At 72.7% G+C, this 20,404-nt stretch carries 21 protein-coding genes; 9 read left to right on the forward strand and 12 right to left on the reverse strand.

The window, feature by feature from the left end:
- Nucleotides 1-108 precede the first annotated feature (108 nt).
- Both BKE38_RS08285 and BKE38_RS08290 read right to left on the reverse strand, forming a co-directional pair.
- The gene (locus tag BKE38_RS08285) at nucleotides 109-462 is read right to left on the reverse strand and encodes a response regulator transcription factor (RefSeq protein ID WP_076956854.1); all 354 of its coding nucleotides are present in this window, start codon (nucleotides 460-462) and stop codon (nucleotides 109-111) included.
- A 93-nt stretch (nucleotides 463-555) separates the two neighbouring features.
- A complete protein-coding gene (locus tag BKE38_RS08290; protein ID WP_076956855.1) occupies nucleotides 556-1,179 on the reverse strand; it encodes a response regulator transcription factor in 624 nt (207 codons plus the stop codon).
- Between the two features lie 157 nt (nucleotides 1,180-1,336).
- Here BKE38_RS08290 and BKE38_RS08295 point away from each other — a divergent pair, with 157 nt between their 5' ends.
- The 5 genes from BKE38_RS08295 to BKE38_RS08315 all read left to right on the forward strand — a co-directional run bounded on the left by BKE38_RS08295 (nucleotide 1,337) and on the right by BKE38_RS08315 (nucleotide 8,103).
- A complete protein-coding gene (locus tag BKE38_RS08295; RefSeq protein ID WP_106409163.1) occupies nucleotides 1,337-2,956 on the forward strand; it encodes a PAS domain-containing sensor histidine kinase in 1,620 nt (539 codons plus the stop codon).
- A 121-nt stretch (nucleotides 2,957-3,077) separates the two neighbouring features.
- Nucleotides 3,078-4,583 (forward strand): sensor histidine kinase, encoded by a 1,506-nt coding sequence (locus tag BKE38_RS08300; RefSeq protein ID WP_076956857.1) that lies wholly within the window; start codon nucleotides 3,078-3,080, stop codon nucleotides 4,581-4,583.
- Between the two features lie 129 nt (nucleotides 4,584-4,712).
- Nucleotides 4,713-6,083: an APC family permease gene (locus BKE38_RS08305; RefSeq protein ID WP_076956858.1), complete on the forward strand. Its 1,371-nt coding sequence runs from the start codon at nucleotides 4,713-4,715 to the stop codon at nucleotides 6,081-6,083.
- Nucleotides 6,080-6,910, forward strand: coding sequence for a class I SAM-dependent methyltransferase (locus BKE38_RS08310; RefSeq protein ID WP_242662288.1), 831 nt, complete (start codon nucleotides 6,080-6,082; stop codon nucleotides 6,908-6,910). The genes BKE38_RS08305 and BKE38_RS08310 overlap by 4 nt, the downstream gene beginning before the upstream one ends.
- Nucleotides 6,907-8,103: a PQQ-dependent sugar dehydrogenase gene (locus BKE38_RS08315; protein ID WP_076956860.1), complete on the forward strand. Its 1,197-nt coding sequence runs from the start codon at nucleotides 6,907-6,909 to the stop codon at nucleotides 8,101-8,103. Before BKE38_RS08310 ends, BKE38_RS08315 begins: the two co-directional genes overlap by 4 nt.
- Here the strand turns inward: BKE38_RS08315 and ggt are convergent.
- Nucleotides 8,100-9,701 (reverse strand): gamma-glutamyltransferase, encoded by a 1,602-nt coding sequence (gene ggt / locus BKE38_RS08320; RefSeq protein WP_076956861.1) that lies wholly within the window; start codon nucleotides 9,699-9,701, stop codon nucleotides 8,100-8,102. The genes BKE38_RS08315 and ggt overlap by 4 nt on opposite strands.
- Nucleotides 9,702-9,771: 70 nt before the next feature.
- Between ggt and BKE38_RS08325 the strand changes: the two genes are divergently transcribed.
- The 3 genes from BKE38_RS08325 to BKE38_RS08335 all read left to right on the forward strand — a co-directional run bounded on the left by BKE38_RS08325 (nucleotide 9,772) and on the right by BKE38_RS08335 (nucleotide 12,702).
- On the forward strand, nucleotides 9,772-10,503 hold the full coding sequence (locus tag BKE38_RS08325; protein WP_207553528.1) for an alpha/beta fold hydrolase: 732 nt from the start codon (nucleotides 9,772-9,774) through the stop codon (nucleotides 10,501-10,503).
- Nucleotides 10,504-10,549: 46 nt separating this feature from the next.
- Nucleotides 10,550-11,422 (forward strand): glutathione-dependent disulfide-bond oxidoreductase, encoded by an 873-nt coding sequence (gene yghU, locus BKE38_RS08330; protein ID WP_076956862.1) that lies wholly within the window; start codon nucleotides 10,550-10,552, stop codon nucleotides 11,420-11,422.
- 467 nt (nucleotides 11,423-11,889) lie between these two features.
- Complete coding sequence (locus BKE38_RS08335; RefSeq protein WP_076956863.1) at nucleotides 11,890-12,702, forward strand: class I SAM-dependent methyltransferase; 813 nt, start codon at nucleotides 11,890-11,892, stop codon at nucleotides 12,700-12,702.
- Here the strand turns inward: BKE38_RS08335 and BKE38_RS08340 are convergent, their stop codons facing one another.
- Genes BKE38_RS08340 through BKE38_RS08350 form a run of 3 tightly spaced genes read right to left on the reverse strand, consistent with a single transcriptional unit; the run spans nucleotide 12,703 to nucleotide 15,041 of the window.
- On the reverse strand, nucleotides 12,703-14,061 hold the full coding sequence (locus BKE38_RS08340) for a sensor histidine kinase (RefSeq protein WP_242662289.1): 1,359 nt from the start codon (nucleotides 14,059-14,061) through the stop codon (nucleotides 12,703-12,705).
- Complete coding sequence (locus tag BKE38_RS08345) at nucleotides 14,058-14,717, reverse strand: response regulator transcription factor (RefSeq protein ID WP_076956864.1); 660 nt, start codon at nucleotides 14,715-14,717, stop codon at nucleotides 14,058-14,060. The genes BKE38_RS08340 and BKE38_RS08345 overlap by 4 nt, the downstream gene beginning before the upstream one ends.
- Nucleotides 14,718-15,041 (reverse strand): PepSY domain-containing protein, encoded by a 324-nt coding sequence (locus BKE38_RS08350; RefSeq protein WP_242662290.1) that lies wholly within the window; start codon nucleotides 15,039-15,041, stop codon nucleotides 14,718-14,720.
- 111 nt (nucleotides 15,042-15,152) lie between these two features.
- Between BKE38_RS08350 and BKE38_RS08355 the strand changes: the two genes are divergently transcribed.
- Nucleotides 15,153-15,473 carry a PepSY domain-containing protein gene (locus BKE38_RS08355; RefSeq protein ID WP_076956865.1) on the forward strand — a complete coding sequence of 107 codons (321 nt, stop codon included), beginning with the start codon at nucleotides 15,153-15,155 and terminating at the stop codon, nucleotides 15,471-15,473.
- A 19-nt stretch (nucleotides 15,474-15,492) separates the two neighbouring features.
- Here the strand turns inward: BKE38_RS08355 and add are convergent, their stop codons facing one another.
- The 6 genes from add to BKE38_RS08385 form a co-directional block, all read right to left on the reverse strand.
- On the reverse strand, nucleotides 15,493-16,596 hold the full coding sequence (add, locus tag BKE38_RS08360; RefSeq protein ID WP_165694146.1) for an adenosine deaminase: 1,104 nt from the start codon (nucleotides 16,594-16,596) through the stop codon (nucleotides 15,493-15,495).
- A complete protein-coding gene (locus BKE38_RS08365) occupies nucleotides 16,593-18,185 on the reverse strand; it encodes an ABC transporter substrate-binding protein (RefSeq protein WP_076956866.1) in 1,593 nt (530 codons plus the stop codon). Before BKE38_RS08365 ends, add begins: the two co-directional genes overlap by 4 nt.
- A gap of 93 nt (nucleotides 18,186-18,278) precedes the next feature.
- The gene (locus BKE38_RS08370) at nucleotides 18,279-18,683 is read right to left on the reverse strand and encodes a hypothetical protein (protein ID WP_076956867.1); all 405 of its coding nucleotides are present in this window, start codon (nucleotides 18,681-18,683) and stop codon (nucleotides 18,279-18,281) included.
- 134 nt (nucleotides 18,684-18,817) lie between these two features.
- Nucleotides 18,818-19,249: a thiol-disulfide oxidoreductase DCC family protein gene (locus BKE38_RS08375; RefSeq protein ID WP_076956868.1), complete on the reverse strand. Its 432-nt coding sequence runs from the start codon at nucleotides 19,247-19,249 to the stop codon at nucleotides 18,818-18,820.
- Between the two features lie 11 nt (nucleotides 19,250-19,260).
- On the reverse strand, nucleotides 19,261-19,734 hold the full coding sequence (locus BKE38_RS08380) for a DUF2269 family protein (RefSeq protein ID WP_076956869.1): 474 nt from the start codon (nucleotides 19,732-19,734) through the stop codon (nucleotides 19,261-19,263).
- Between the two features lie 4 nt (nucleotides 19,735-19,738).
- Nucleotides 19,739-20,404, reverse strand: a 666-nt coding sequence (locus tag BKE38_RS08385) for a DoxX-like family protein (RefSeq protein WP_207553529.1), incomplete at its 5' end; no start/stop codon positions are given.

The following is a 20,404-nucleotide window of genomic DNA, read 5'->3' on the forward strand; positions in this document are numbered from 1 at the left end:
GACCAGGGGGCCCGGGCCGCGGCGGCGGGGACGGGCGGGCGCGTCAGGCGGAGTCTAGGGCAGCGGCGGCCGGCGCGGCTTGCCCGGAAACGCCGGGATCTGTCGCGCTCAGCCGAGCGCGCGTTCCAGGCTGGCCAGCATGCGGTCCGGGTCGCAGGGCTTCTCCAGGAAGTCCAGCGCGCCGCCGGCCCGTGCCTGGCGCTCCAGCCGCGGATCGGGGAAGGCGGTCATCAGGATCACCGGCGGACCGCCCTGCGCCGCCAGCAGCCCGAGCAGCTCCAACCCCGAGCGCCCGGGCATCTGCACGTCGGAAATGACGCAGGCGAAGCGCCGCGTGTCGCCCGCCAGGAATTCCTCGGCGGAGGCGAAGCCTTCCGAGGCATGGCCGGCGGCGCGCAGCAGGCTGGCGGTGGCCGTCCTGACGCGCCGGTCATCCTCGATGATGGCGATGAGTGGCTGCACGTCCTGTCCCCGGCACCGGTCACACCCGGCCCTGCCCCTATCTAGGGGCCCGGTCCCCGCGCGGCATCTATACGATGGTTGGGGGGGAAGGCTTCAGACGCCGAGCTGCTGCGCCAGCCGCACCAGCTCGGCCAGGCTGCGGGTTCCCAGCTTGCGCATCAGGCTGGAGCGGTGAAGCTTCACGGTGATCTCGCTGAGCCCGAGCTCGCCCGCCACCTGCTTGTTCATCAGCCCGGCGGTGACCAGCGCCATCACCTGCGCCTCGCGCGGGGTCAGCGTGGCATGCAGCGCCCGGGCCGAGGCCAGCGCGGCGCTCGCCTCCCGTCGCGCGCGGTCGCGGCCCAGCGCCAGGTCCACCGCGTCCAGCAGGTCCTGGTCGCGGAACGGCTTGATCAGGAAGTCGACGGCGCCGGCCTTCATCGCCTTCACCGACATCGGCACGTCGCCATAGCCGGTCATGAAGACGATCGGCGGATGCTCGCCGCGCTCGGCCAGCCGCGCCTGCAGCTCGAGGCCGCTCATCCGCGGGATGCGCACATCCATCAGCAGGCAGCCGGCAGCCGGCGGCAGCGGCGCCTCCAGCAGCTCCAGCGCCGATTCATACAGCGCCGTGCGATGGCCGACCGAGCGCAGCAGCGTGTCCAGCGCGCGGCGGATGCGGGCGTCGTCGTCCAGCACCAGGATCAGCTGTGGCTCGGACTCCTTGGCGGCAGGCATCGGCTTTCTCCTGGGCACCGCTGTTCCGGACCTGATCTTCCGTATCCGGCGCCGCGGGGCAAGCATCGATCCGGAACGGCATCGTGCCGCATCCAGCGCGTCTTATACCTAGGTATAGCTGGCCGCGACCGGGGGCGGGCCCTAGGCAGAGGCGGCGATGAGCCGCCACAGCCAGGGAAGCGCCGGCATGCAGGACGCGCGGCCGGCGATGCCATCCGGCGATATTCCGACCCTCCGCCTGGCCGGCCAGCTATCCCCGGCCGGACGGCGCCACCGTTTCTTCTTCCTGCTGACGCTGATCGCGGTGATCTTCGGCGTCGACGGCTTCACCAGCCTGTCCAGCGCCATCGCCGTGCTCTACGTGCTGGTGCCGCTGCTGGCCGCCGACATGCTGCCCAAGCGCGGCGTCATCGCCGTGGCGGGCCTCTGCGGCGCGCTGGCCCTGGTCAGCTACGGCATCGGCCATGGGCTGGAGGCGGAGCCGGCGGCGACGCTGCGCCTGGTCTTCAGCCTGGTGGCGCTGGCGGCGGCGACGCTGCTGGCGCTGCGCAGCATCGCCGCCCGCGCGCTGCAGGCCGAGCAGGCACGGCTGCTGGCGGCGAGCGAGAGCCGCTACCGCACCATCTTCGAGACCCTGGCGGTCGGCATCTGGGAGCATGACTTCCGCCCGGTGCAGCAGGCGCTGGCGGATCTGCGCGCTGGCGGCGTCACCGACCTGCCGCGCTATCTGGCCGAGCATCCGGACTTCGTCATCGCCACGCGGCGCCTGGTCAACATCACCGACGTCAACGCGACGGCGCTGAAGCTGCTCGGCGTGCCGTCGAAGGAACAATTCTTCACGCATCTCTCCGGCTTCCTGCCCGAGACCGACGAGAGCTTCGCCCAGTGCCTGATCGCGCTCGACGCAGGGCAGCCGCATTTCACCGCCGAGGCGCGGCTGCGCGCGGCCGACGGCGCGGCGGTCGACATCATCGTCGCGCTGAACTTCCCGCCGCCGGGCGAAAGCCTGGCCCGCGTCCAGGCCAGCGTGCTCGACATCACCGAGCGCCGCCGCATGCAGGACATGCTGGCGCAGATGCGCGCCGAGCTGGAGCGCGCCGGCCGCGTCGCCGCGCTGGGCGAGCTCGCCGCCGCCATCGCGCATGAGGTCAACCAGCCGCTGGCGGCGATCCGCGCCGGGGCGGACGCCGCCCGCCGCTGGCTGACCCGCGACCCGCCGGAGCTCGAGGAGGCGCGCGCCGCGCTGGCCGAGGTCGGCGCCTCCGCCCGGCATGGCGGCGAGGTGGTGCGCCGCATCCGCCACCTGCTGGGCAAGTCGGAGCCGGAGCGCCTGCCGCTGGACCTGTCGGACCTGGTGGCCGAGGCGCTGCGCCTGGTGCAGCGGGAGTTGCAGGCGGCAGGCGTGGCGCTCAGCCTGGAGCTGGCGCCGGGGCTGTTGCTGCGCGGCGATCGCATCCTGCTGCAGCAGCTCTTCGTCAATCTCGTCACCAATGCGCTGCAGGCGATGCAGCCGCTGCCCGAGGGCGAGCGCCGCCTGCTGCTGCGCGCCAAGGCGGTGGAGGGCATGGCCGAGCTGCGCGTGCAGGACAGCGGCCCGGGATTCTGCCCCGAAGGGGCGGCGCGCGCCTTCGACGCCTTCTTCAGCACCCGGCCGGGCGGGATGGGGCTGGGGCTGGCGGTCAGCCGCTCGATCGTCGAGGCGCATGACGGGATGATCGCCATCGAGCCGGGTCCGGGCGGGCGGCTGCGCCTGGCCCTGCCGCTCGCGATCGCGTGACCGCCAGAAGGGCTTATAGGCCGGGGCTCACAGCATTTCACTGGCCGGAAACCCGCGCTCACGCCAGAACACGCGGCGCCGCGGCATCCTGCCGCGCATCGCCCGAGGATCCCCGCTGCCGATGCGGCTGAGGCAAGACGCCCCGCCTGACACGCATCTCGAGGCCCGCCCGCCCTGGCGCTGCGCCCTGCTGCTGGCGCTGCCGGCGGCAGCGGCGGCCTTCCTGGTGGCGCTCGGCCTGGCGCGGCTGGAGGCACCGGTCCCCGAGGCCGCCGTGGCCAGCCTGGCGGCGCTGCTGACCCTGGCCGTGGCCCTGCCGCTGGCCTGGCGCCTGGCCCGGGCGCAGCGCCACCTGGCGGACAGCGAGCAGCGCTACCGCAGCCTCTTCGCGCAGAGCGGCGTCGCCATCTGGGAGCAGGATTTCTCGGCGTTGCGCGCCCGCATGGCCGAGATCGCCGGCGGCGCCGCCCCCTATGGCGAGCCCACCCGGCTGCGCGCCCGGCTGCTGGCCTGCCCCGAGCTGGTCGAGGAATGCGCGGTCCTGGTCCGCGTGCTCGACGTCAACGAGGCGGCGCTGCGGCTGGTGCGCTGCGCCGACCGCGCCCGGCTGCTGACGACGCCCGCGCAGTTCTTCACCGCCGCCACCCGCGCCACCTTCCGCGACTTCCTGATCGCCCTGGCCGAGGGCCGCCCGGGCTTCCGCGGCGAGACCACGCTGCGCGCCGCCGATGGCGCCATCCGCGACGTGCTGGTCGAGGTCGGCTTCCCCGCCGCCGGCCATTGCCGCGACCGCATCCTGGTCGGGCTGGTCGACATCACCGAAAGCCGCGAGGCCGCCCGGGCCGCGGAGCAGGCCCAGGCGCAGCTGGCCCATGTCGCGCGCGTGGCGACCCTGGGGGAGCTCTCGGCCTCGATCGCGCATGAGATCAACCAGCCGCTGGCGGCGCTGTCCTTCAACGGCGACGCGGCGCTGCGCTGGCTGGCGCGCGACCCGCCGGAGCTGGCCGAGGTGCGCGACTGCCTGGCCGACATGGTCGCCGAGGCGCAGCGCGCCAAGGCCATCGTGCAGCGGCTGCGCGGCATGGCGGCGCGCCACGCGCCGGAACGCGCCTGGCTCGACCTCAACCGCGTCGTCGCCGAGGCCGCTGCCCTGCTGCGCCGCGAGATCGCCGAGCAGGAGATGGCGCTCGACCTCTACCTGGCCCCCGGCCCGCTGCCGCTGCTGGCCGACCGGGTGCAGATCCAGCAGGTGGTGGTGAACCTGCTGGTCAATGCCATGCAGGCCAGCCGCGCCGCCATGCCGGCCGGGGCAGGCCAGAAGCTGCTGGTGCTGTCGACCGAAGGCGGCGAGGAGATCGGCTTCACCGTCGCCGACCGCGGCGTGGGCCTGTCCGAGGCGGCCGCCTCGGAGATCTTCCGCGCCTTCTACACCACCCGGCCGGACGGCATGGGCATGGGGCTGTCGATCTGCCGCAGCATCGTCGAGGCGCATGACGGCCGCATCGCCGGCGCCCCGCGCGAGGGCGGCGGCGCCGTCTTCAGCGTGGCCTTTCCGGCGCGGCAGCCGCCGGCCGGCCCGGCGCCGGAAGCGGCGGCCCCGGCTGCGCGGCAGCGGGTGGCGGGGTAGCGCTGTCGCGATTTTGCGGCCCATCGCCGCGCTGACGCCTTGAACTTCGTGATGACCGTTCCGTAATCCTCTGGAAAGCCTTCGGAAGCCGTTCCGCCAGGCTGCCGACGGCTGACGAGAGGGTCCCGCATGCCGCCTGAGCCGACGCCGCCACGCGCCTCCCTGTCGGCGCTGGACGCCACCATCATGCTGGTGGGCATCGTCGTCGGCATCGGCATCTTCCGCACCCCCTCGCTGGTCGCGGCGCATGTCGAGAGCGAGCTGGCCTTCGTCGGCGTCTGGGTGGCCGGCGGGCTGGTCACCCTGATCGGCGCGCTCTGCTATGCCGAGCTGGCGGCGGCCCACCCGCATGCCGGCGGCGAATACCACTTCCTGTCGCGCGCCTATGGCCGGCCGGTGGCCATGCTGTTCGGCTGGGCGCGCGGCTCGGTGATCCAGACCGGCGCCATCGCCGGCGTCGCCTTCGTCCTCGGCGACTATGCGGCGCAGCTGCTGCCGATCGGGCCGCAGGGGCCGGCGCTCTATGCCGCGCTGTCGATCGTCGCGCTGACCGCGGTGAACGTGCTGGGCACGCTGCCGGGCAAGAACCTGCAGGTCGCCGCCACCGCCATCGAGGTCGGCGCCATCGTCGCCATCATCGGCTTCGGGTTGTTCGGCACCCCGGCCGAGGCGGCGCCCGCCCCTGCCGTGGCGCCGGGCACGGCGGCCTTCGGCATGGCCATGGTCTTCGTGCTGCTGACCTATGGCGGCTGGAACGAGGCCGCCTATCTCACCGGCGAGATGCAGGACGCGCCGCGCAACGTCCCGCGCGTGCTGCTGGCCGGCACCGCCATCCTGGTCGCGCTCTATGTCCTGGCCAATCTGGCGCTGCTGTCGATCCTGGGCCTCGAGGGCTTGCGCGGCTCCAATGCGGTCGCCGCCGACATGATGGCCCGCGTCGCCGGTCCCTCGGGCGCCGGGCTGGTCAGCGCCGCCATCATCGTCGCCGCCATCTCGACGCTGAACGCCACCATCTTCACCGGCGCCCGCTCCTGGTCCGCCATGGCCGCCGACGTGACCTTCCTGGCCCGCATCAGCCGCTGGAAATCGCGCGGCGGCGCGGCGCGCGGCGCGACGCCGGCCAATGGGCTGATCCTGCAGGGCGCGATCGCGCTCGCCCTGGTCGGCCTCGGCGCCGTCACCGAGGACGGCTTCCGCGCCATGGTCGACTACACCGCCCCCGTCTTCTGGGGATTCCTGTTCCTGGTCGGCCTGGCGCTGTTCGTGCTGCGGCGGCGGGAGCCTGATCGCGTGCTGCCCTACAAGGTGCCGCTCTATCCGCTGACCCCCGCGCTGTTCTGCCTGACCTGCGGCTACATGCTGCATGCCAGCATCGCCTATACCGGCCTCGGCGCCCTGCTCGGGCTCGCCGTGGTCGCCGCCGGCCTGCCGCTGCTGCTGTTCCGCCGCCGCGGGCCGCGCACACCCCTCACGCCTTCCTTCGGAGAGACCCGCCCATGAGCACGCTCCGCATGCGCCGCTTCCTCCTCCTTGCCGCCTGCGCCATGCCGCTGCTGGCCGGCGCCGCGGCGGCCCAGCAGCCGCCCGGGGCGCCCGCCTACAGCCCGACCGTCGGCCAGGCCGGCAAGGACGTGGTCTGGGTGCCGACCCAGCAGCAGCTGGTCGACCGCATGCTCGACATGGCCAAGGTCACCGCGCAGGACTACGTGGTCGACCTGGGCTCCGGCGACGGCCGCACGGTGATCACCGCGGCGCAGCGCGGCGCCCGCGCGCATGGCATCGAGTTCAACCCCGACATGGTGGCGCTGTCGCGCCGCAACGCCGAGGCCGCCGGGCTGAACGGCCGTGCCAGCTTCGCCCAGGCCGACATCTTCCAGTCCGACTTCTCGGACGCCACCGTCGTCACCCTGTTCCTGCTGCAGACCCTGAACGAGCGGCTGCGCCCGACGCTGCTGGCGATGAAGCCCGGCACCCGCGTCGTCTCCAACACCTTCACCATGGGCGACTGGAACCCGGACCAGAGCTTCGACACCGGCGCCGCCTGCGCCAGCTTCTGCCGTGCCTATCTCTGGATCATCCCGGCCCAGGTCGCCGGCCAGTGGCAGATCGGCGAGGACCGGCTGGTGTTGGAGCAGCGCTACCAGGCGCTGACCGGCACGCTGACCCAGGGCGGCCAGTCGCTGGCGATCTCGGACGCCAAGATGGACGGCGAGGCCATCACCTTCACCGCCGGCGGCCGCCGCTACACCGGCCGGCTGGAGGGCGGCGCGCTGACCGGGCAGGTCGAGGGCGGCGCCGCCTGGCGCGCCGTGAAGGCCGCCGGATGAGCGCCCCCTCCCGCCGCGGCCTGCTGCTGGGCGCTGGCGTCGCCGCCCTGCCGCTGGCCGCCCGCGCCGCCGGCTTCAACGACGCGCCGCCCAATGCCCGCGACCAGCGCCCGGCCTTCGCCGGCCAGACCCGGGCGCCGGTCATCCGCGACAGCGTCACCCCGCGCACCCAGGTGGTGGCCGGCGGGCTGGAGAACCCCTGGGGCCTGGCCGAACTGCCCGGCGGCGGCTGGCTGGTCACCGAGCGGCCGGGACGGATCCGCCGCATCGGCCGCGACGGCCGGCTGTCGCCGCCGATCGCCGGCCTGCCCGCGGTCGATTTCCAGGGGCAGGGCGGTCTTCTCGACGTCGCCGTGCGACAAAGCTTCGCCGAGGACCGCCGCGTCTGGTGGAGCTATGCCGAGCCGCGCGGCCAGGGGCTGAACGGCACCAGCGTCGCCACCGGGACGCTGTCCGCCGATTTCACGCGTCTCGAGGACGTGCGCGTCATCTTCCGGCAGCAGCCGGGCTGGCGCTCGACCTTGCATTTCGGCTCGCGGCTGGTCTTCGACCGCCAGGGCATGCTCTTCGTCACCACCGGCGAGCGCTCGCTGCCCGAGCCGCGCCAGCTGTCCCAGGATGTTTCCACCCATCTGGGCAAGGTGCTGCGCATCACGCCGGAGGGCGGCGCCGCGCCGGGCAACCCGGCCATCCCCGGCGGCCAGCCGGAAATCTGGTCCTATGGCCATCGCAACCTGCAATCGGCGGCGATGGGCCCCGACGGCGCGCTCTGGACCATCGAGCACGGGCCGCGCGGCGGCGACGAGCTCAACCGGCCGCAGCCGGGCCGCAACTATGGCTGGCCGGTGATCAGCTACGGGCTGGAATACAGCGGCCGCGCCATCGGCCAGGGCCGCACCGCGGCCGAGGGCATGGAACAGCCGCTCTACTACTGGGATCCGGTGATCGCGCCGAGCGGGCTGGCCTTCTATGACGGCCCGCTCTTCCCGAGCTGGCGCGGCAGCCTGCTGGTCGGCGGGCTGTCGGCCATGTGCCTGGTGCGGCTGACGCTGGACGGCCAGCGCGTCACCGGCGAGGCGCGCTACCTGGAGGGCCAGGCGCGCATCCGCGATGTCCGCGTCGCCCGCGACGGCGCGGTCATGCTGCTGACCGACAGCGCCGAGGGCGAGCTTCTCCGCCTGACCCCGGGCTAGGCCTGCAGGGCGACGCCGTCCCGCTGCGGGTCGGCGCCGCCCGTGGCGCGGCCGCCCTCGATCTTGATGGCGTGCAGCGCGGCGAAGGCGAAGCCCATCGCGCTGCGCGCGATCGGATAGCCCTCGACCTCCAGCTCCCGCGTGACGAAATGCGGGATGCGGTTGGAGACGTCGATGGTGTCGCTGTTGACCGAGATGCGCGGCGCGGCCACCGCCTCGAACATGCTCATGCCGTGGTCGACGACATTGCTGATGCCCTGGGCGATGGCGGGCACGATGGCGGTGCCGCCCGGCGCGCCGACCACGATGAAGGGCTTCTCGTCGCGGAAGACGATGGTCGGGCTTTGCGACGAGGTGCGGCTCTTGCCGGGCGCGATGGAATGCGGCCGGCCCGGGCGCGGGTCGAAGCCGCTCATGAGGCCGTTATACATGAAGCCCAAGCCCTCGGTGATGACGCCCGAGGGGGTGTTCAGCGTGTGCGTCAGGGTGACGGCATTGCCCTCGGCATCGACGACGCTGACATGGGTGGTGTCGGCGGATTCGTAGGGCGCGCGCACGACATGCGCCTTTTCCCGCGCGCGGATGCGGGCGGCGATCTCGGCGGCGCGGGCCTTGGACAACAGCATTTCCACCGGCACCTCGACGAAGTCGGGATCGCCGATGAAGGCGTCGCGGTCGATGGCGACCTGCTTCATCGCCTCGGCCAGGATGCGCAGATGCTCGGGGCTGTTGTGCTCCAGCGCAGAGAATTCGAACTGCTCCATGACATGCAGCAGCTGCAGCAGGGTGACGCCGCCGCCCGGCACGCCGAGGCTGGCCACCGGCAGGCCGCGATAGCTGCCCCAGACGGGGTCGCCCTCGGTCACGCGGACGCCGTTGAGGTCGGCGAGCGACAGCAGCCCACCGTTGCGGGCGAAATCGGCGGCGATCTGCTCGGCCATCTCGCCGCGGTAGAACAGATCCGGGCCGTGTCGAGAAATCCGTTCCAGCGAGGTCGCCATGTCCGGGTTCACCACCCGGTCGCCGGCGCGCTTGATGCTGCCGTCGGGACGGCAATAGAGCGCGCGGCCGCTGGCGCTGAAGCGCAGCGCCTCGGCCGGGTTCACCAGGCCGGAAGCGCTGTGGTCGAGGTTCCAGAAATACTGGACATAGGGCCGCACCATATAGCCCTGCCGCGCCTGCTCGATCGCCGGGCGCATGACATCGGCGAGATCCATCGTGCCGTAGGATTCCAGCGCGGCGCAGTAGCCGGCGAGATTCCCCGGCGTGCCCGGCGCCTGGTAGCCCATGTCGTTCACCTGGCCGCGCACGAGGTAGGCGAAGCCGTCGCGCGACTGGCCGTTGGCGATGTCGGCCCACATGTCGGGCGTCGCCGCCGCCGGGGCGCGGGCGAAGAAGCTGAGCGTCTTGTGCACGCCGCGCTTCGGCAGATAGACCTGCATGGCGCCATAGCCGGCGATGCCGGTCATGAAAGGGTCGACCACGCCCTGGACGAAGGCCGCGGCCACCGCCGCGTCGATGGCATTGCCGCCGCGCTTCAGCGCCAGCACCCCCGCTTCCGCCGCCTCGGGCTGCGCCGCCACCACCATGCCCCGCATTCTTCACTCCGTTCCCTCTGTGCGGCGGCCATCCAAGACCCTGCGGCGCGTGCTGTCGAGACGGGTTGCCGTGCAGCGCCCGGCCGGCCAGTCTGGCGGCATGGCAATGCTGCTGATGCCCGGCTTCATGACGGATGCGGATCTCTGGTCGGAGGTCCTGCCGCATTGGCAGGCTTTTTTGCCGGTTCTCCATGCCGATCCATCGCAGGACGACAGCATCGCGGGCATGGCGTGCCGGGCGCTGGCCGCGGCACCCGACCGCTTCGTCGCGGTCGGCTTCTCCATGGGCGGCTATGTGGCGCGGGAAGTGGCGCGCCAGGCGCCGGGGCGGATCGAGGCGCTGGTGCTGATCGCGACCTCCGCCCAGGGCGACAGCCCCGACCGCGCCGCCGGCAAGGCCGCCGCCGCGGCGCGGGTGGGGCAGGGGGTCCGCATCGGACGCGCCGCCATCGCCCGCTCGCTGCATCCGGCGCGGGAGGACGACCCGGCCCTGATCGCCCGCATCCAGGCCATGGGCGAGCGATTAGGCGCAGAAACCTTCCGCCGGCAATTGCTGCTGGACCGGCCGGGCGATGCCGACCGCCTGGACGGGATCGACGTCCCCACCCTGGTGGTCGCCGGCCGCCAGGACCGGCTGCGCAGCCTGGCCGAGGCGGAGGAACTGCGCGACGGCATCCCCGGCGCCACGCTCCGGATCGTCGAGGATACCGGCCACATGATTCCCTTCGAAGCCCCGGACACCCTCGGCCCGCTGGTCGCCGAATGGCTGAGCCTTGTTATTTCGCGCCGAATGACGAGGTGATGGGACAAGGGCCGCCTGGCGGTCGCGCTATCCGGAGAAGCACAGCATGAGCACCCCTGATTACGAGCCCCCCAAGGTCTGGACCTGGGACAAGGCCAGCGGCGGCCGCTTCGCCAATATCAACCGCCCCATCGCCGGCGCGACGCATGAGAAGGCGCTGCCGGTGGGGCGCCACCCGCTGCAGCTCTATTCGCTCGGCACGCCGAACGGCGTGAAGGTGACGATCATGCTGGAGGAGCTGCTGGCCCTCGGCCATGCGGGCGCCGAATACGACGCCTGGCTGATCAAGATCGGCGATGGCGACCAGTTCGGCAGCGGCTTCGTGGGCGTGAATCCGAACTCGAAGATCCCGGCGCTGCTGGACCGCAGCGGCGACAAGCCGGTGCGCGTCTTCGAGTCGGGCGCCATCCTGCAGTATCTGGCCGAGAAATTCGGCGAGTTCCTGCCGAAGGAGCCGGCGGCGCGGGCCGAGGTGCTGTCCTGGCTGTTCTGGCAGATGGGCAGCGCCCCCTATCTCGGCGGCGGCTTCGGCCATTTCTACGCCTATGCGCCGAGCAAGATGCAGTATCCGATCGACCGCTTCACCATGGAGACCAAGCGGCAGCTCGACGTGCTGGACCGCCGCCTGGCCGAGAGCGCCTATCTCGGCGGCGACAGCTACAGCATCGCCGATATCGCGGTCTTCCCCTGGTATGGCGGGCTGGTGAAGGGCTGGCTCTACAACGCCGCCGAATTCCTCGACGTCGGCAGCTACAAGCACGTCAACCGCTGGGCGGACGAGGTGCTGGCGCGGCCGGCGGTGCAGCGCGGCCGCATGGTCAACCGGGTCAGCGGCGAGCCCTCCAGCCAGCTGCATGAGCGGCACGAGGCCAGCGACTTCGAGACCAAGACCCAGGACAAGCTCGCGCCCCAGGGCTGAGCGGGTGGGGGGCGCGAGGAGAAATTCGCGCCCCCCCGTCAGAAAGCGCTTGACCGCCCCCGGGTAAAAGCCTTTATTGCGAATAACTCGCAGTTGCAAACGAGCGCTGGCGGAGGGCGGTCCACTACCGTCCCACCGCAATCCGGATCCCGCATTCTCCCCGGGCCTCCGCTGGCGCAGACGAGCAACCGCGGGATACCGGCCCTGTCCTGCAGGGGAGGCCATGGCCGGGAGCGGACCGAGGGGATCGGGCGCACTATGCGAACCGTCCGATCCAGCCTTGCGGAACCTGAAGGGGGATGCCGCAGGCCACTGATTTGCACACGGGCAGGGTGTGCTTCCTCGGTCCGCGCCCCCTTCCTTCGCGCGCTCCAACATCTGGCTCCCGGCACCGTGATCCGATTCGATGTCGCATCGGAATAGGATGCCGCCGGCCGCCTGGCAAGGCGGCGGGGGAGCATCCAATCATGAATCCGAACCAGGCTTTGTGGGAGAAAGGTGACTTCACCCAGGTCGCCGCCGCGATGCGCGACAGCGGCGCGGCGCTGGTCGACCGATTGGGCATCACGCCGGGGATGAAGCTGCTCGACCTCGGCTGCGGCGACGGCACCACGGCGCTGCCGGCGGCGCAGCGCGGGGCGGAGGTCACCGGGGTCGACATCTCGCGCCCGCTGGTCGAAGCCGGCAACCGCCGCGCCCAGGCCGCGGGGCTGAAGAACCTCCGCTTCCAGCAGGGCGATGCCTGCGACCTGCGCGACCTGCCGGACGGCTATTTCGACCTGGTGGTCAGCATCTTCGGCGCCATGTTCGCGCCCCGCCCCTTCGACGTGGCCAAGGCCATGGTCCGCGTGACCAGGCCCGGCGGCCGCATCGTCATGGGCAACTGGATCCCGAACGACCCGACGTTGGTGGCGCAGATCCTGCGCATCAGCGCCGCCTATTCGCCGCCGCCGCCGGAGGGCTTCGTCAGCCCGATGACCTGGGGCATCGAAAGCCTGGTCACCGAGCGCTTCGTCGCCGCCGGCCTGCCGCCCGGGGCCATCGCCTTCGAGCGCGACAGCTACACCTTCCGCGACCCGGCCCCGCCCGCCGGCTTCCTGCAGAAGTTCCGGCAGTTCTACGGCCCGACGATGAACGCCTTCGAGGCGGCGGAGAAAGCCGGCCGCGCCGACGACCTGCAGCAGGAGCTGCAGGCGCTGTTCGAAAGCCACAACACTTCGGCCCAGGGGACGGAGATCGCCGCCGCCTTCCTGCGGGTGACGGTGACCCTGCCGCGCTGATCAGGCGCCGGCCGCGGGCTGCAGCAGCACCCGCAGGCCGCCCGAGGCGGCGCGTTGCAGCTGCAGCGCGCCGCCGCTGCCCTCCAGCAGGTCGCGGGTGATGGCCAGGCCGAAGCCGGTGCCGGGACGGCTTTCGTCCCAGCGCTGGCCACGGGTGATGGAATCGGCCAGGTCCGGCGCCAGGCCGGGGCCGTCATCCTCGACCACCAGCGCGCCGCCCTCGGTCGCCAGCCGCACCACGCCGCCGGCCCATTTGCGCGCATTGTCCAGCACGTTGCCGAGCATCTCGGTCAGGTCGCCTTCCTCGGCCGGGAAGGTGAAGTCGGGCGCGACCTCCAGCCGCCAGTCGATCGCGCGATCCGCCGGCAGCCGCTGCAGCACGGAGACCAGCTTGTGGGCGAGGGGACGGACCGGCGTGCCGTGGCGGCGCAGCGCGGCGCCGCCGCCGGCCCGCGCCCGGGCCAGGGCGCGATCCACCTGGCGGGCCATGGCCTGGACCTGCTCCTCGACCTCGGCGGCCTCGGCGGCCCGGTTCTCGGCGCGCAGCCGCCGGGCCAGGGCGCCCAGCACCGCCAGCGGCGTCTTCAGCCCATGCGCCATGTCGCCGGCCTGCATGCGGGCGCGGCCGACCGCGCGCTCCTGCAGGGTGACCAGGCGGTTCAGCGCCTCGACCACCGGGCGGACCTCGTCGGGCACGGCGCCGGACAGGGTGGCGCGCTGCCCGGCCTCGACGGCGCGCAGGTCGCGGCCGAGGGCGCGGAAGGGCAGCATGGCGCGGTGCACGAAGGCCGCCATGGCCAGCACCAGCACCAGCCCCAGCCCGGCCAGCGAGGGCACCAGCATGGCCAGGAAGGAATCCCGGCTGGCGGCGAGGTCGCGGCGGTCGATGGCGACCAGGATGGCATAGTCGACCTCGGCGCCGCGGCGGCCCAGCGCCACGGCGCGGCGCACCGCCAGCAGCCGGCTGCGCTCGGGGCCGGCGAGGGTCAGCACCTCGGGCTCGGCGCCCTGCACCACGCCGGGCGGGAAGGCGGGGGGCTGCAGCTGCGCATCCCAGAGCGAGCGGCTGCGCAGCAGGGTGCCGCCGCCCTCCACCTGCCAGTAGAGCCCGCCATAGGCGGTGGCCAGGCGCAGATCGGCCGGCTCCTGCAGCAGGCGCGGACGGCCCTCGGGGCCGGGCTCCAGCTGGGCGGCGATGAATTTCGCGGTCCGGTCCAGGTCGTCGGTGGCCCGCGCCGCCAGCTCGCGCTCGAAGATGACGAGGAGGCCGGCGCCGGCGAGCACCAATGCCAAAACAATCAGCGCCGCGGCGGCGCCGACCAGCCGCAGCCGCAGCGAGCCGCGCCGGATGAACCTCAAGGCACAGCGATCACATAGCCATGGCCACGCCGCGTCTCGATCAGCGGCGTGCCCAGCTTGCGGCGCAGCCGCGCCAGCAGCGCCTCGATGGCGTTGGTCTCGCGCTCGGCCTCGCCGTCATAGAGATGGTCGAGCAACTCGCCGGCCGGCACCGCGCGGCCGCGATGGTGCAGCAGATAGGCCAGCAGCCGGTATTCCAGCGCGGTCAGCGCCAGCGCCCGGCCATCCAGCGCGACCGTCCGGCTGCGGGTGTCGAGCTCCAGCGGCCCGGCCACCAGCAGCGCCGAGGCATGGCCCACGGCGCGGCGCAGGATGGCGCGCAGCCGGGCCAGCAGCTCCTCCATGCGGAAAGGTTTTGCGAGATAGTCGTCGGCGCCGGCATCGATGCCCTCGACCTTCTCGCGCCAGCCGTCGCGGGCGGTCAGGATCAGCACCGGCATGGTCGAGCCCGCCGCCCGCAGCCGCCGCAGCAGGCTGAGCCCGTCCAGCCGCGGCAGGCCGAGATCCAGCACCATGGCGTCATAGGCTTCGACCTCGGCCTGGAACCAGGCGGCCTCGCCATCGACGGCGACATCGACGGCATAGCCGGCCTGCTCCAGCGCGCCGCGCAGGTCGGCGGCGATATGCGGCTCGTCCTCGGCGACCAGCAGGCGCATTCAGTCGATCTCCAGGATGCGCAGCGTGGTGGCCTCGATCTCGATCTCGCGCCGCTTGCCGCCGGCGGTCAGCACCTTGATCTCATAGACCCAGCGGCCGTCGTCGCGGTCGAGCTCGACACCGACGATGTCGCCCGGCACGGCACGGCGGGCCACGGCCAGGACGTCTTCCAAGGGCCGGATCTCGCCGCGCTCCAGCGCTTGGCGGGCGCAATCCTGCTCGTTGCGGCAGCCCAGGCGGCGCCAGTCGTCGCGATCCGCCTGGGCGGGGGCGAGGGGCAGCAGCAGCAGGCCGGTGAGCAGAAGGAAACGGGGGAGGGTCACGCGAGGGATATAGCCCAGCCTTGCTGACATTGCGCTGACAGCGCGCGTCAGGCTGGCGAGGGGCCGGCCTGCCAGGGTGTCCCCGTCAACCGAACACGGAGCTTTCTTTCCATGCGCATCCTGACCGTTTCCGCCCTGGCCCTCCTCGGTGTCGCCGCGCTGGCCACCGGCCCCGCCATGGCCCGCGACGACGACCGCTGCCCCCGCGTCGCCCGCGAGGCCTGGATGCCGATGGAGCAGGTGGTCTCCCGCGTCGCCGCCATGGGCTACACGGCGGAAGAGATCGGCCGCGACGACGGCTGCTGGGAGGTCGAGGCGCGCGACCGCAACGGGGTCAAGGTCGAGTTCAAGCTGGACCCGGTCAGCGGCGCGCTGGTGACCCGCCACGGCGTCGCCGCCAATGCGCCGGCCGCCGGCCAGCCGCCCCGCTGAGCTTCTGCCCGTGGCGGCCTCAGCCCGGCATGACGGGCCGGGGCCGCTGCACCGCTTCGTCCAGCGCGCGGTCGGCGGGGTCGAGCGCCGCCTCCAGCGCGTCCAGCCGCGCCGCGAATTCGGCGCGGAGGATTTCCTTCTGCGCCTCGGGCAGCCAGCTGGCCTCGATGCCGGCCAGGCTGAGGCGCCGCGCATCCGCCGGCTGCCAGCCAGTGGCGGCGAAGAGCGTGCGCCAGCAATGGTTCATCGTGGTGCGGAAGAAGGTCGGGTCGTCGGTGCCGAGCACGATGTTCAGCCCGGCCTCATACATCCGCTTGATGCGCTGCTGCCGCGGGCCGCGATTGCCCGGGATCGAGGACCAGCAGGCCATGGTGAAGGGCACGCCCTCGGCCGCCGCGCGGGCGGTGATCGCCGGATCGGCCAGCATGTTGTAGCCATGGTCGAGCCGGTCGCAGCCGAGCGCGTCGCGGCAATGGCTGAAATGCGTGGGCGGGCCTTCAAAGAGCGTCTGGTTGTCCTCGCAGACATGGGCGGTGCGGCGCAGCCCGGCCCGCGCCGCGCGGCGCCAGGCCTCGACCCAGACCAGCGGCGGGCCAGCGCGCTCGGCGCCGTCCAGGCCGACGCCCACCACCTGGTGGCGCGGATGGCCGGCGATCCAGTCGAGCATTTCCAGCGCTTCCGAGGGCAGGCAGACGCTGCGGTCGATGCAGGCGATCAGCAGCGCAGAAACGCCGAACTCGGCTTCGGCCCTTTCCAGGCCTTCGATCAGCCCGTCGACGATGTCCGGATAGATGGCGCCGCTCGGCGTGTAGTAATGCGGGTTGAAGAAGATTTCCGTGTGCCGGACATTGCCGTCGCGGTGCAGATCCTCGATGCATTCATAGGCGACCCGGGCGAAGTCTTCGCGATCCTTCACCGCCAGGGCGCCCAGCCGCAGGATCTCCAGGAAGCCGTAGAAGTCCTGCCACTGGAACAGGGTTTCGGCAGGGCGCGGCAGCAGCACGCCGTTCTTCTCGGCGAGCTCGACCAGCGTCGTCGCGCGGACGGCGCCGGCGATGTGCAGATGCAGCTCGACCTTCGGCACCAGGTCGATGAAGTCGGAATAGCCCAGCACGGCGCTCACCGGCCGATGTTCCACAGGAACATGGCGGGCCCGGTCAGCACCCCCGTCAGATCGGCGCGCCAGGCGGAAGGTGTGACGAACTGGCCAAGCGGCATGTAGAATCCGGCCTCGGCGGCGCGGGCATGGATCGCCTCGGCCAGCTTCTTGCGCTCGTCTTCGGTCGCGGCCGCGGCAAACGCGCCGCGCAGCTTTTCCACCTCGGCCTCCTCCGGCCAGCCGGCGAAGCCCGACGGGCCGGGGCCGGCGCCGTTGAGATAGACGTTCTGCAGCGGGGTCTGCATGTCGGGCACGGTGTTGGTGGTGTGGAAGACGTTCCAGCCCTCGGGCCGGGCGCGGCGGCCGAAGAAGGTGTTCAGGTCCATGCTCTGCAGATCGACCTTGAAGCCCAGCTTCGTCAGCAGGTCCTGCGTCACCAGCCCGAGCGCCGCGATGCCCGGCGCATCGGCCGGATGCAGGATGACCACCGGGCGCGACAGATCGGCGCCGCTCTCGGCCAGCAGCTTCTTGGCCGCCTCCAGATCGGCCGCGGCGGGCATGCCGGCGGTGGTCTCGTAAGGCGTGCCGCAGCCGTAGAAGCTGCGGCATTCGCGGCCGAATTCGGGGCGGCCGGCGACGCCGGGCAGGTAGTCGGCCTGGTTGACCGCCAGCATCACCGCGCGCCGCACCTTCGGATTGTCGAAGGGTGGCAGGCGATGGTTGAAGCGCAGGATGCCCTGGTAGCCGAAGGGGCTGACCACCTGCACGCGGATCTGGCGGTTGCGCTCGAGGACCGGCAGGACGTCGGCCGGGACGCGCTCCAGGTAGTCGACCTCGCCGGTGGTCAGGGCGCTGACCTGGGTCGAGACGTCCGGCATGGCGATCAGCTCGACCCGCTCAAAGCGGGCAACCTTGCCGCCGCTGGCCCAGACGGGCGCGCCCTCGCGCGGGCGATAGGCGGTGTTGCGGGCCAGCACGATGCGGTCGCCGGGGCGATACTCTTCCGCCACGAAGCGATAGGGGCCGGAGCCGACGGGCGTGGTGATCGGCTGGCTCGCCGGCGTTTCGGCCAGGCGCTTCGGCATGATCATCGGCACCATGGCGCCGGGCTTGGCCAGCGCCTCCAGCACCAGGCCGAAGGGGCGCGCCAGCACCAGGCGGAAGCTGCGCGCGTCGACCGGCTCCAGCGTGGTGGTCGCGCGCAGCAGCAGCCCGCCCAGCGCGTCGCGCGCGGCCCAGCGGCGCAGGCTGGCGACCACGTCCTCGGATGTCACCGCGGCGCCGTCATGGAAGGCCAGGCCGTCGCGCAGGGTGAAGCGCCAGCTCAGCCCGTCGGCGCTGCGCTCGAAGCTGTCGACCATCTGCGGCTGCGGCCGCCACTGGTCGTCCATGGCGAAGAGCGTGTCGAAGACCAGATAGGAAAAGTCCCGCGCGGTGAAGCTGGTGGTGAAATGCGGGTCGAGGATGGTGGTCAGCGTCTCCGGCACCACACGCAGCGTCTGGGCGCGGGTGACCCCCTGAGAGGCGCTCTGGCCCCGGGCCGGGGCGGACAGCAGGGCAGGGGCGGCCAGGGCGGCGGGCAGAGCGGCGGACAGCAGGGTGCGGCGATGCATGGGGACAGGAAACCTCGCAGGACGGGCGCCGGCATCTAGGAGCAGGGGCGCGCCGCCGACAAGGCCGTCGTCACCGAAACATCATGCAGGCGGTCACTGGGGCAGGGCACTGGCATCGAGGGCGCGCTGGCCTTCCGCCTCGGCGCAGCGATCGGCCGGCGGCAGCGCGCCGCGCAGCCATTCCAGCCCATGGAAGAACGGCGCGCCGGCGCGGCGCGGCCGGCCCGGCGCGTCGCTGTCGTAGAGCAGCGCCACGCCGATGCCGCCGGCCTCGGCATCGGCGAAGTCCAGCCGGCCGCATAGCATCAGCCCGGGCGCGTCGGGCCGCGGATGGAAGCGCAGCCGCACCAGGCTCAGGGCGCGGTCGCTCTCCTCCGGCATGGCGGCCAGGATGGCGCGCAGTGCGTCGCGCAGCAGCCAGTCGCGCTCGGCCGGGCCCAGCGCGCCGGCGGGCAGCGGCCCGAGCAGCAGCAGGGCAAGGCCGCAGCGCAGCAGCACGGTCGTCGTCTCCCCGGTCCGGCTGGCAGCAGAGGCGCGCCGCGCCGCCGCGGCTTCCCCCAAACAGTGGAAAGCGGCCTCGACGCACGCCGATGTGAGCGGTCCCGGTCGGCCAGGCACGCGCTGCTGCGGCGTCAGCGGCCTTGCCGCTCGCCGAGGTCGAGGAAGCGGTGCCGCTGCTCCGGCGAGGGCAGCAGGCAGTGCTGCACACGGCCGAACAGCGCCAGGCGATGCCGCGCCACGCGGTCATACACGCCGTCGCGCAGCGGCCGCGGCAGGGCGCCCAGCAGCCGGAGCCCCGACCATGGCGCGCGCAGATGCCGCGCCAGCGCCAGCGCTGCCGCCGAGCGGGTCAGCGCCCGCCCGTCCCCGACGTAGAGAAAACTGCGGCGCAGATCCTCCCGCGTCAGCCCATGGGTCGCGGCCAGGGCCAGCCCGGCCGCCGACCAGGCGCTGGCGAAGCGCAGCCGGTCGTCGCGCTCATGCCGCAGCACGAAGCGGACGACGCCGTCGCAGAGCGCGCAGTCGCCGTCGAAGATCAGCACGGGAGGGCCGGCGGCGGTCATCGGATTGAACCCTACCAGAGGACAGGCTTGGCGATCATCAGCCAGAAGATGGCGATGACGCCGAGGAAGGCGGGCCAGCCGAGGGCGAACCACATCCAGGCATAGCGGTCGAAAAGCGGCGGCAGCGGCGTGCCGTCGGCCACCGCCGCCTCGGCCAGGCGGCGCAGGCGGAGCTGCAGCCAGACCACCGGCAGCCAGCAGGCGCCGACCAGGACATAGAGAAGGATCGAGGCCAGCAGCCAGGAGTCGCCCAACCCGTAGCCTGCCCGCAGCGCCAGCATCACGCCGGTGACCGGCTGGATGATGACGGCGGGAGTGGTGAAGATCCAGTCGGCCAGCACGACGTTGCGGCCGGAGACGGCCAGGGCCGGCAGGCAGCGGCTGCGCATCGCCATCCAGCCATGGAAGGCGGTGCCGAGCCCGGTGCCGAAGAGCAGGGTGGAGCTCAGCACATGCACCCATTTGAGCAGGAAGTAGCCGTCCATCGGGTCAGTCCTCCATCGCCAGCAGCGCCAGCGCCGCGGCGAACAGGGAAAAATTCTTCAGCAGCGGGCCGAAGGGGTGGGCCCAGAGCCCGGGCGCGGCAAAGCTGGCCAGCAGCGAGAAGCCCAGCGTCACCGCCAGGCTGGCGCGCAGCGCTGCGCGCCGCTGCCGTCCCGGCAGCAGCAGGCCGAGCCCGATCGCCAGGTCGAGCAGCGCACCGCCCCAGAGCGCCGCCAGCGCCGCAGCGCCGGTCAGGCCGAGGCCGGCCAGCAGCGCCGCATTGACCGCGGGCGGCGTCAGCAGCAGCGGGATCAGGCCGGAGCCCAGCCAGACCGCCGCCAGCCCGGCGCGGATCACAGGCCGGGCCGGCAGCAGCCGGGCATGCCAGCGGTCGGCGGCGACGGCGGGCTCGGCGGCCAGTGCCAGGGGCAGGGGGCGGGCGCGCCAGCCCAGCGCCGCCTCGGCCGGGGCCGGGTCGCCGGTGCTGCCGGCGGCCAGCATGGCCAGCGTCTCCGGGGTCAGCGACGCGCCGGGCCAGACCGCGCCCAGCCGCGCCGCCAGCCGCAGCAGCGGCGCCGGCAGGGCGATCGGCGGGCGTGGCGCGAGGCCGAGCCCGCGGCGCAGCGTGGCGGGCAGCGCATCCGTGGTCAGCCCGGCCCGCCCGCCCAGGTC

The organism is Teichococcus deserti (assembly GCF_001982615.1).
Taxonomy (GTDB): domain Bacteria; phylum Pseudomonadota; class Alphaproteobacteria; order Acetobacterales; family Acetobacteraceae; genus Pseudoroseomonas; species Pseudoroseomonas deserti.

Bases quoted from the DNA above. Each gene is read 5' to 3' on its own strand.
- BKE38_RS08290 (WP_076956855.1), bottom strand. From the start codon at position 1,179: ATGCCTGCCGCCAAGGAGTCCGAGCCACAGCTGATCCTGGTGCTGGAC.
- BKE38_RS08375 (WP_076956868.1), bottom strand. From the start codon at position 19,249: ATGACCGCCGCCGGCCCTCCCGTGCTGATCTTCGACGGCGACTGCGCG.
- ggt (WP_076956861.1), bottom strand. From the start codon at position 9,701: ATGCGGGGCATGGTGGTGGCGGCGCAGCCCGAGGCGGCGGAAGCGGGG.
- BKE38_RS08355 (WP_076956865.1), top strand. From the start codon at position 15,153: ATGCGCATCCTGACCGTTTCCGCCCTGGCCCTCCTCGGTGTCGCCGCG.
- BKE38_RS08300 (WP_076956857.1), top strand. From the start codon at position 3,078: ATGCGGCTGAGGCAAGACGCCCCGCCTGACACGCATCTCGAGGCCCGC.
- BKE38_RS08310 (WP_242662288.1), top strand. From the start codon at position 6,080: ATGAGCACGCTCCGCATGCGCCGCTTCCTCCTCCTTGCCGCCTGCGCC.
- BKE38_RS08365 (WP_076956866.1), bottom strand. From the start codon at position 18,185: ATGCATCGCCGCACCCTGCTGTCCGCCGCTCTGCCCGCCGCCCTGGCC.
- BKE38_RS08380 (WP_076956869.1), bottom strand. From the start codon at position 19,734: ATGGACGGCTACTTCCTGCTCAAATGGGTGCATGTGCTGAGCTCCACC.
- BKE38_RS08335 (WP_076956863.1), top strand. From the start codon at position 11,890: ATGAATCCGAACCAGGCTTTGTGGGAGAAAGGTGACTTCACCCAGGTC.
- BKE38_RS08305 (WP_076956858.1), top strand. From the start codon at position 4,713: ATGCCGCCTGAGCCGACGCCGCCACGCGCCTCCCTGTCGGCGCTGGAC.
- BKE38_RS08345 (WP_076956864.1), bottom strand. From the start codon at position 14,717: ATGCGCCTGCTGGTCGCCGAGGACGAGCCGCATATCGCCGCCGACCTG.
- yghU (WP_076956862.1), top strand. From the start codon at position 10,550: ATGAGCACCCCTGATTACGAGCCCCCCAAGGTCTGGACCTGGGACAAG.
- BKE38_RS08295 (WP_106409163.1), top strand. From the start codon at position 1,337: ATGAGCCGCCACAGCCAGGGAAGCGCCGGCATGCAGGACGCGCGGCCG.
- BKE38_RS08315 (WP_076956860.1), top strand. From the start codon at position 6,907: ATGAGCGCCCCCTCCCGCCGCGGCCTGCTGCTGGGCGCTGGCGTCGCC.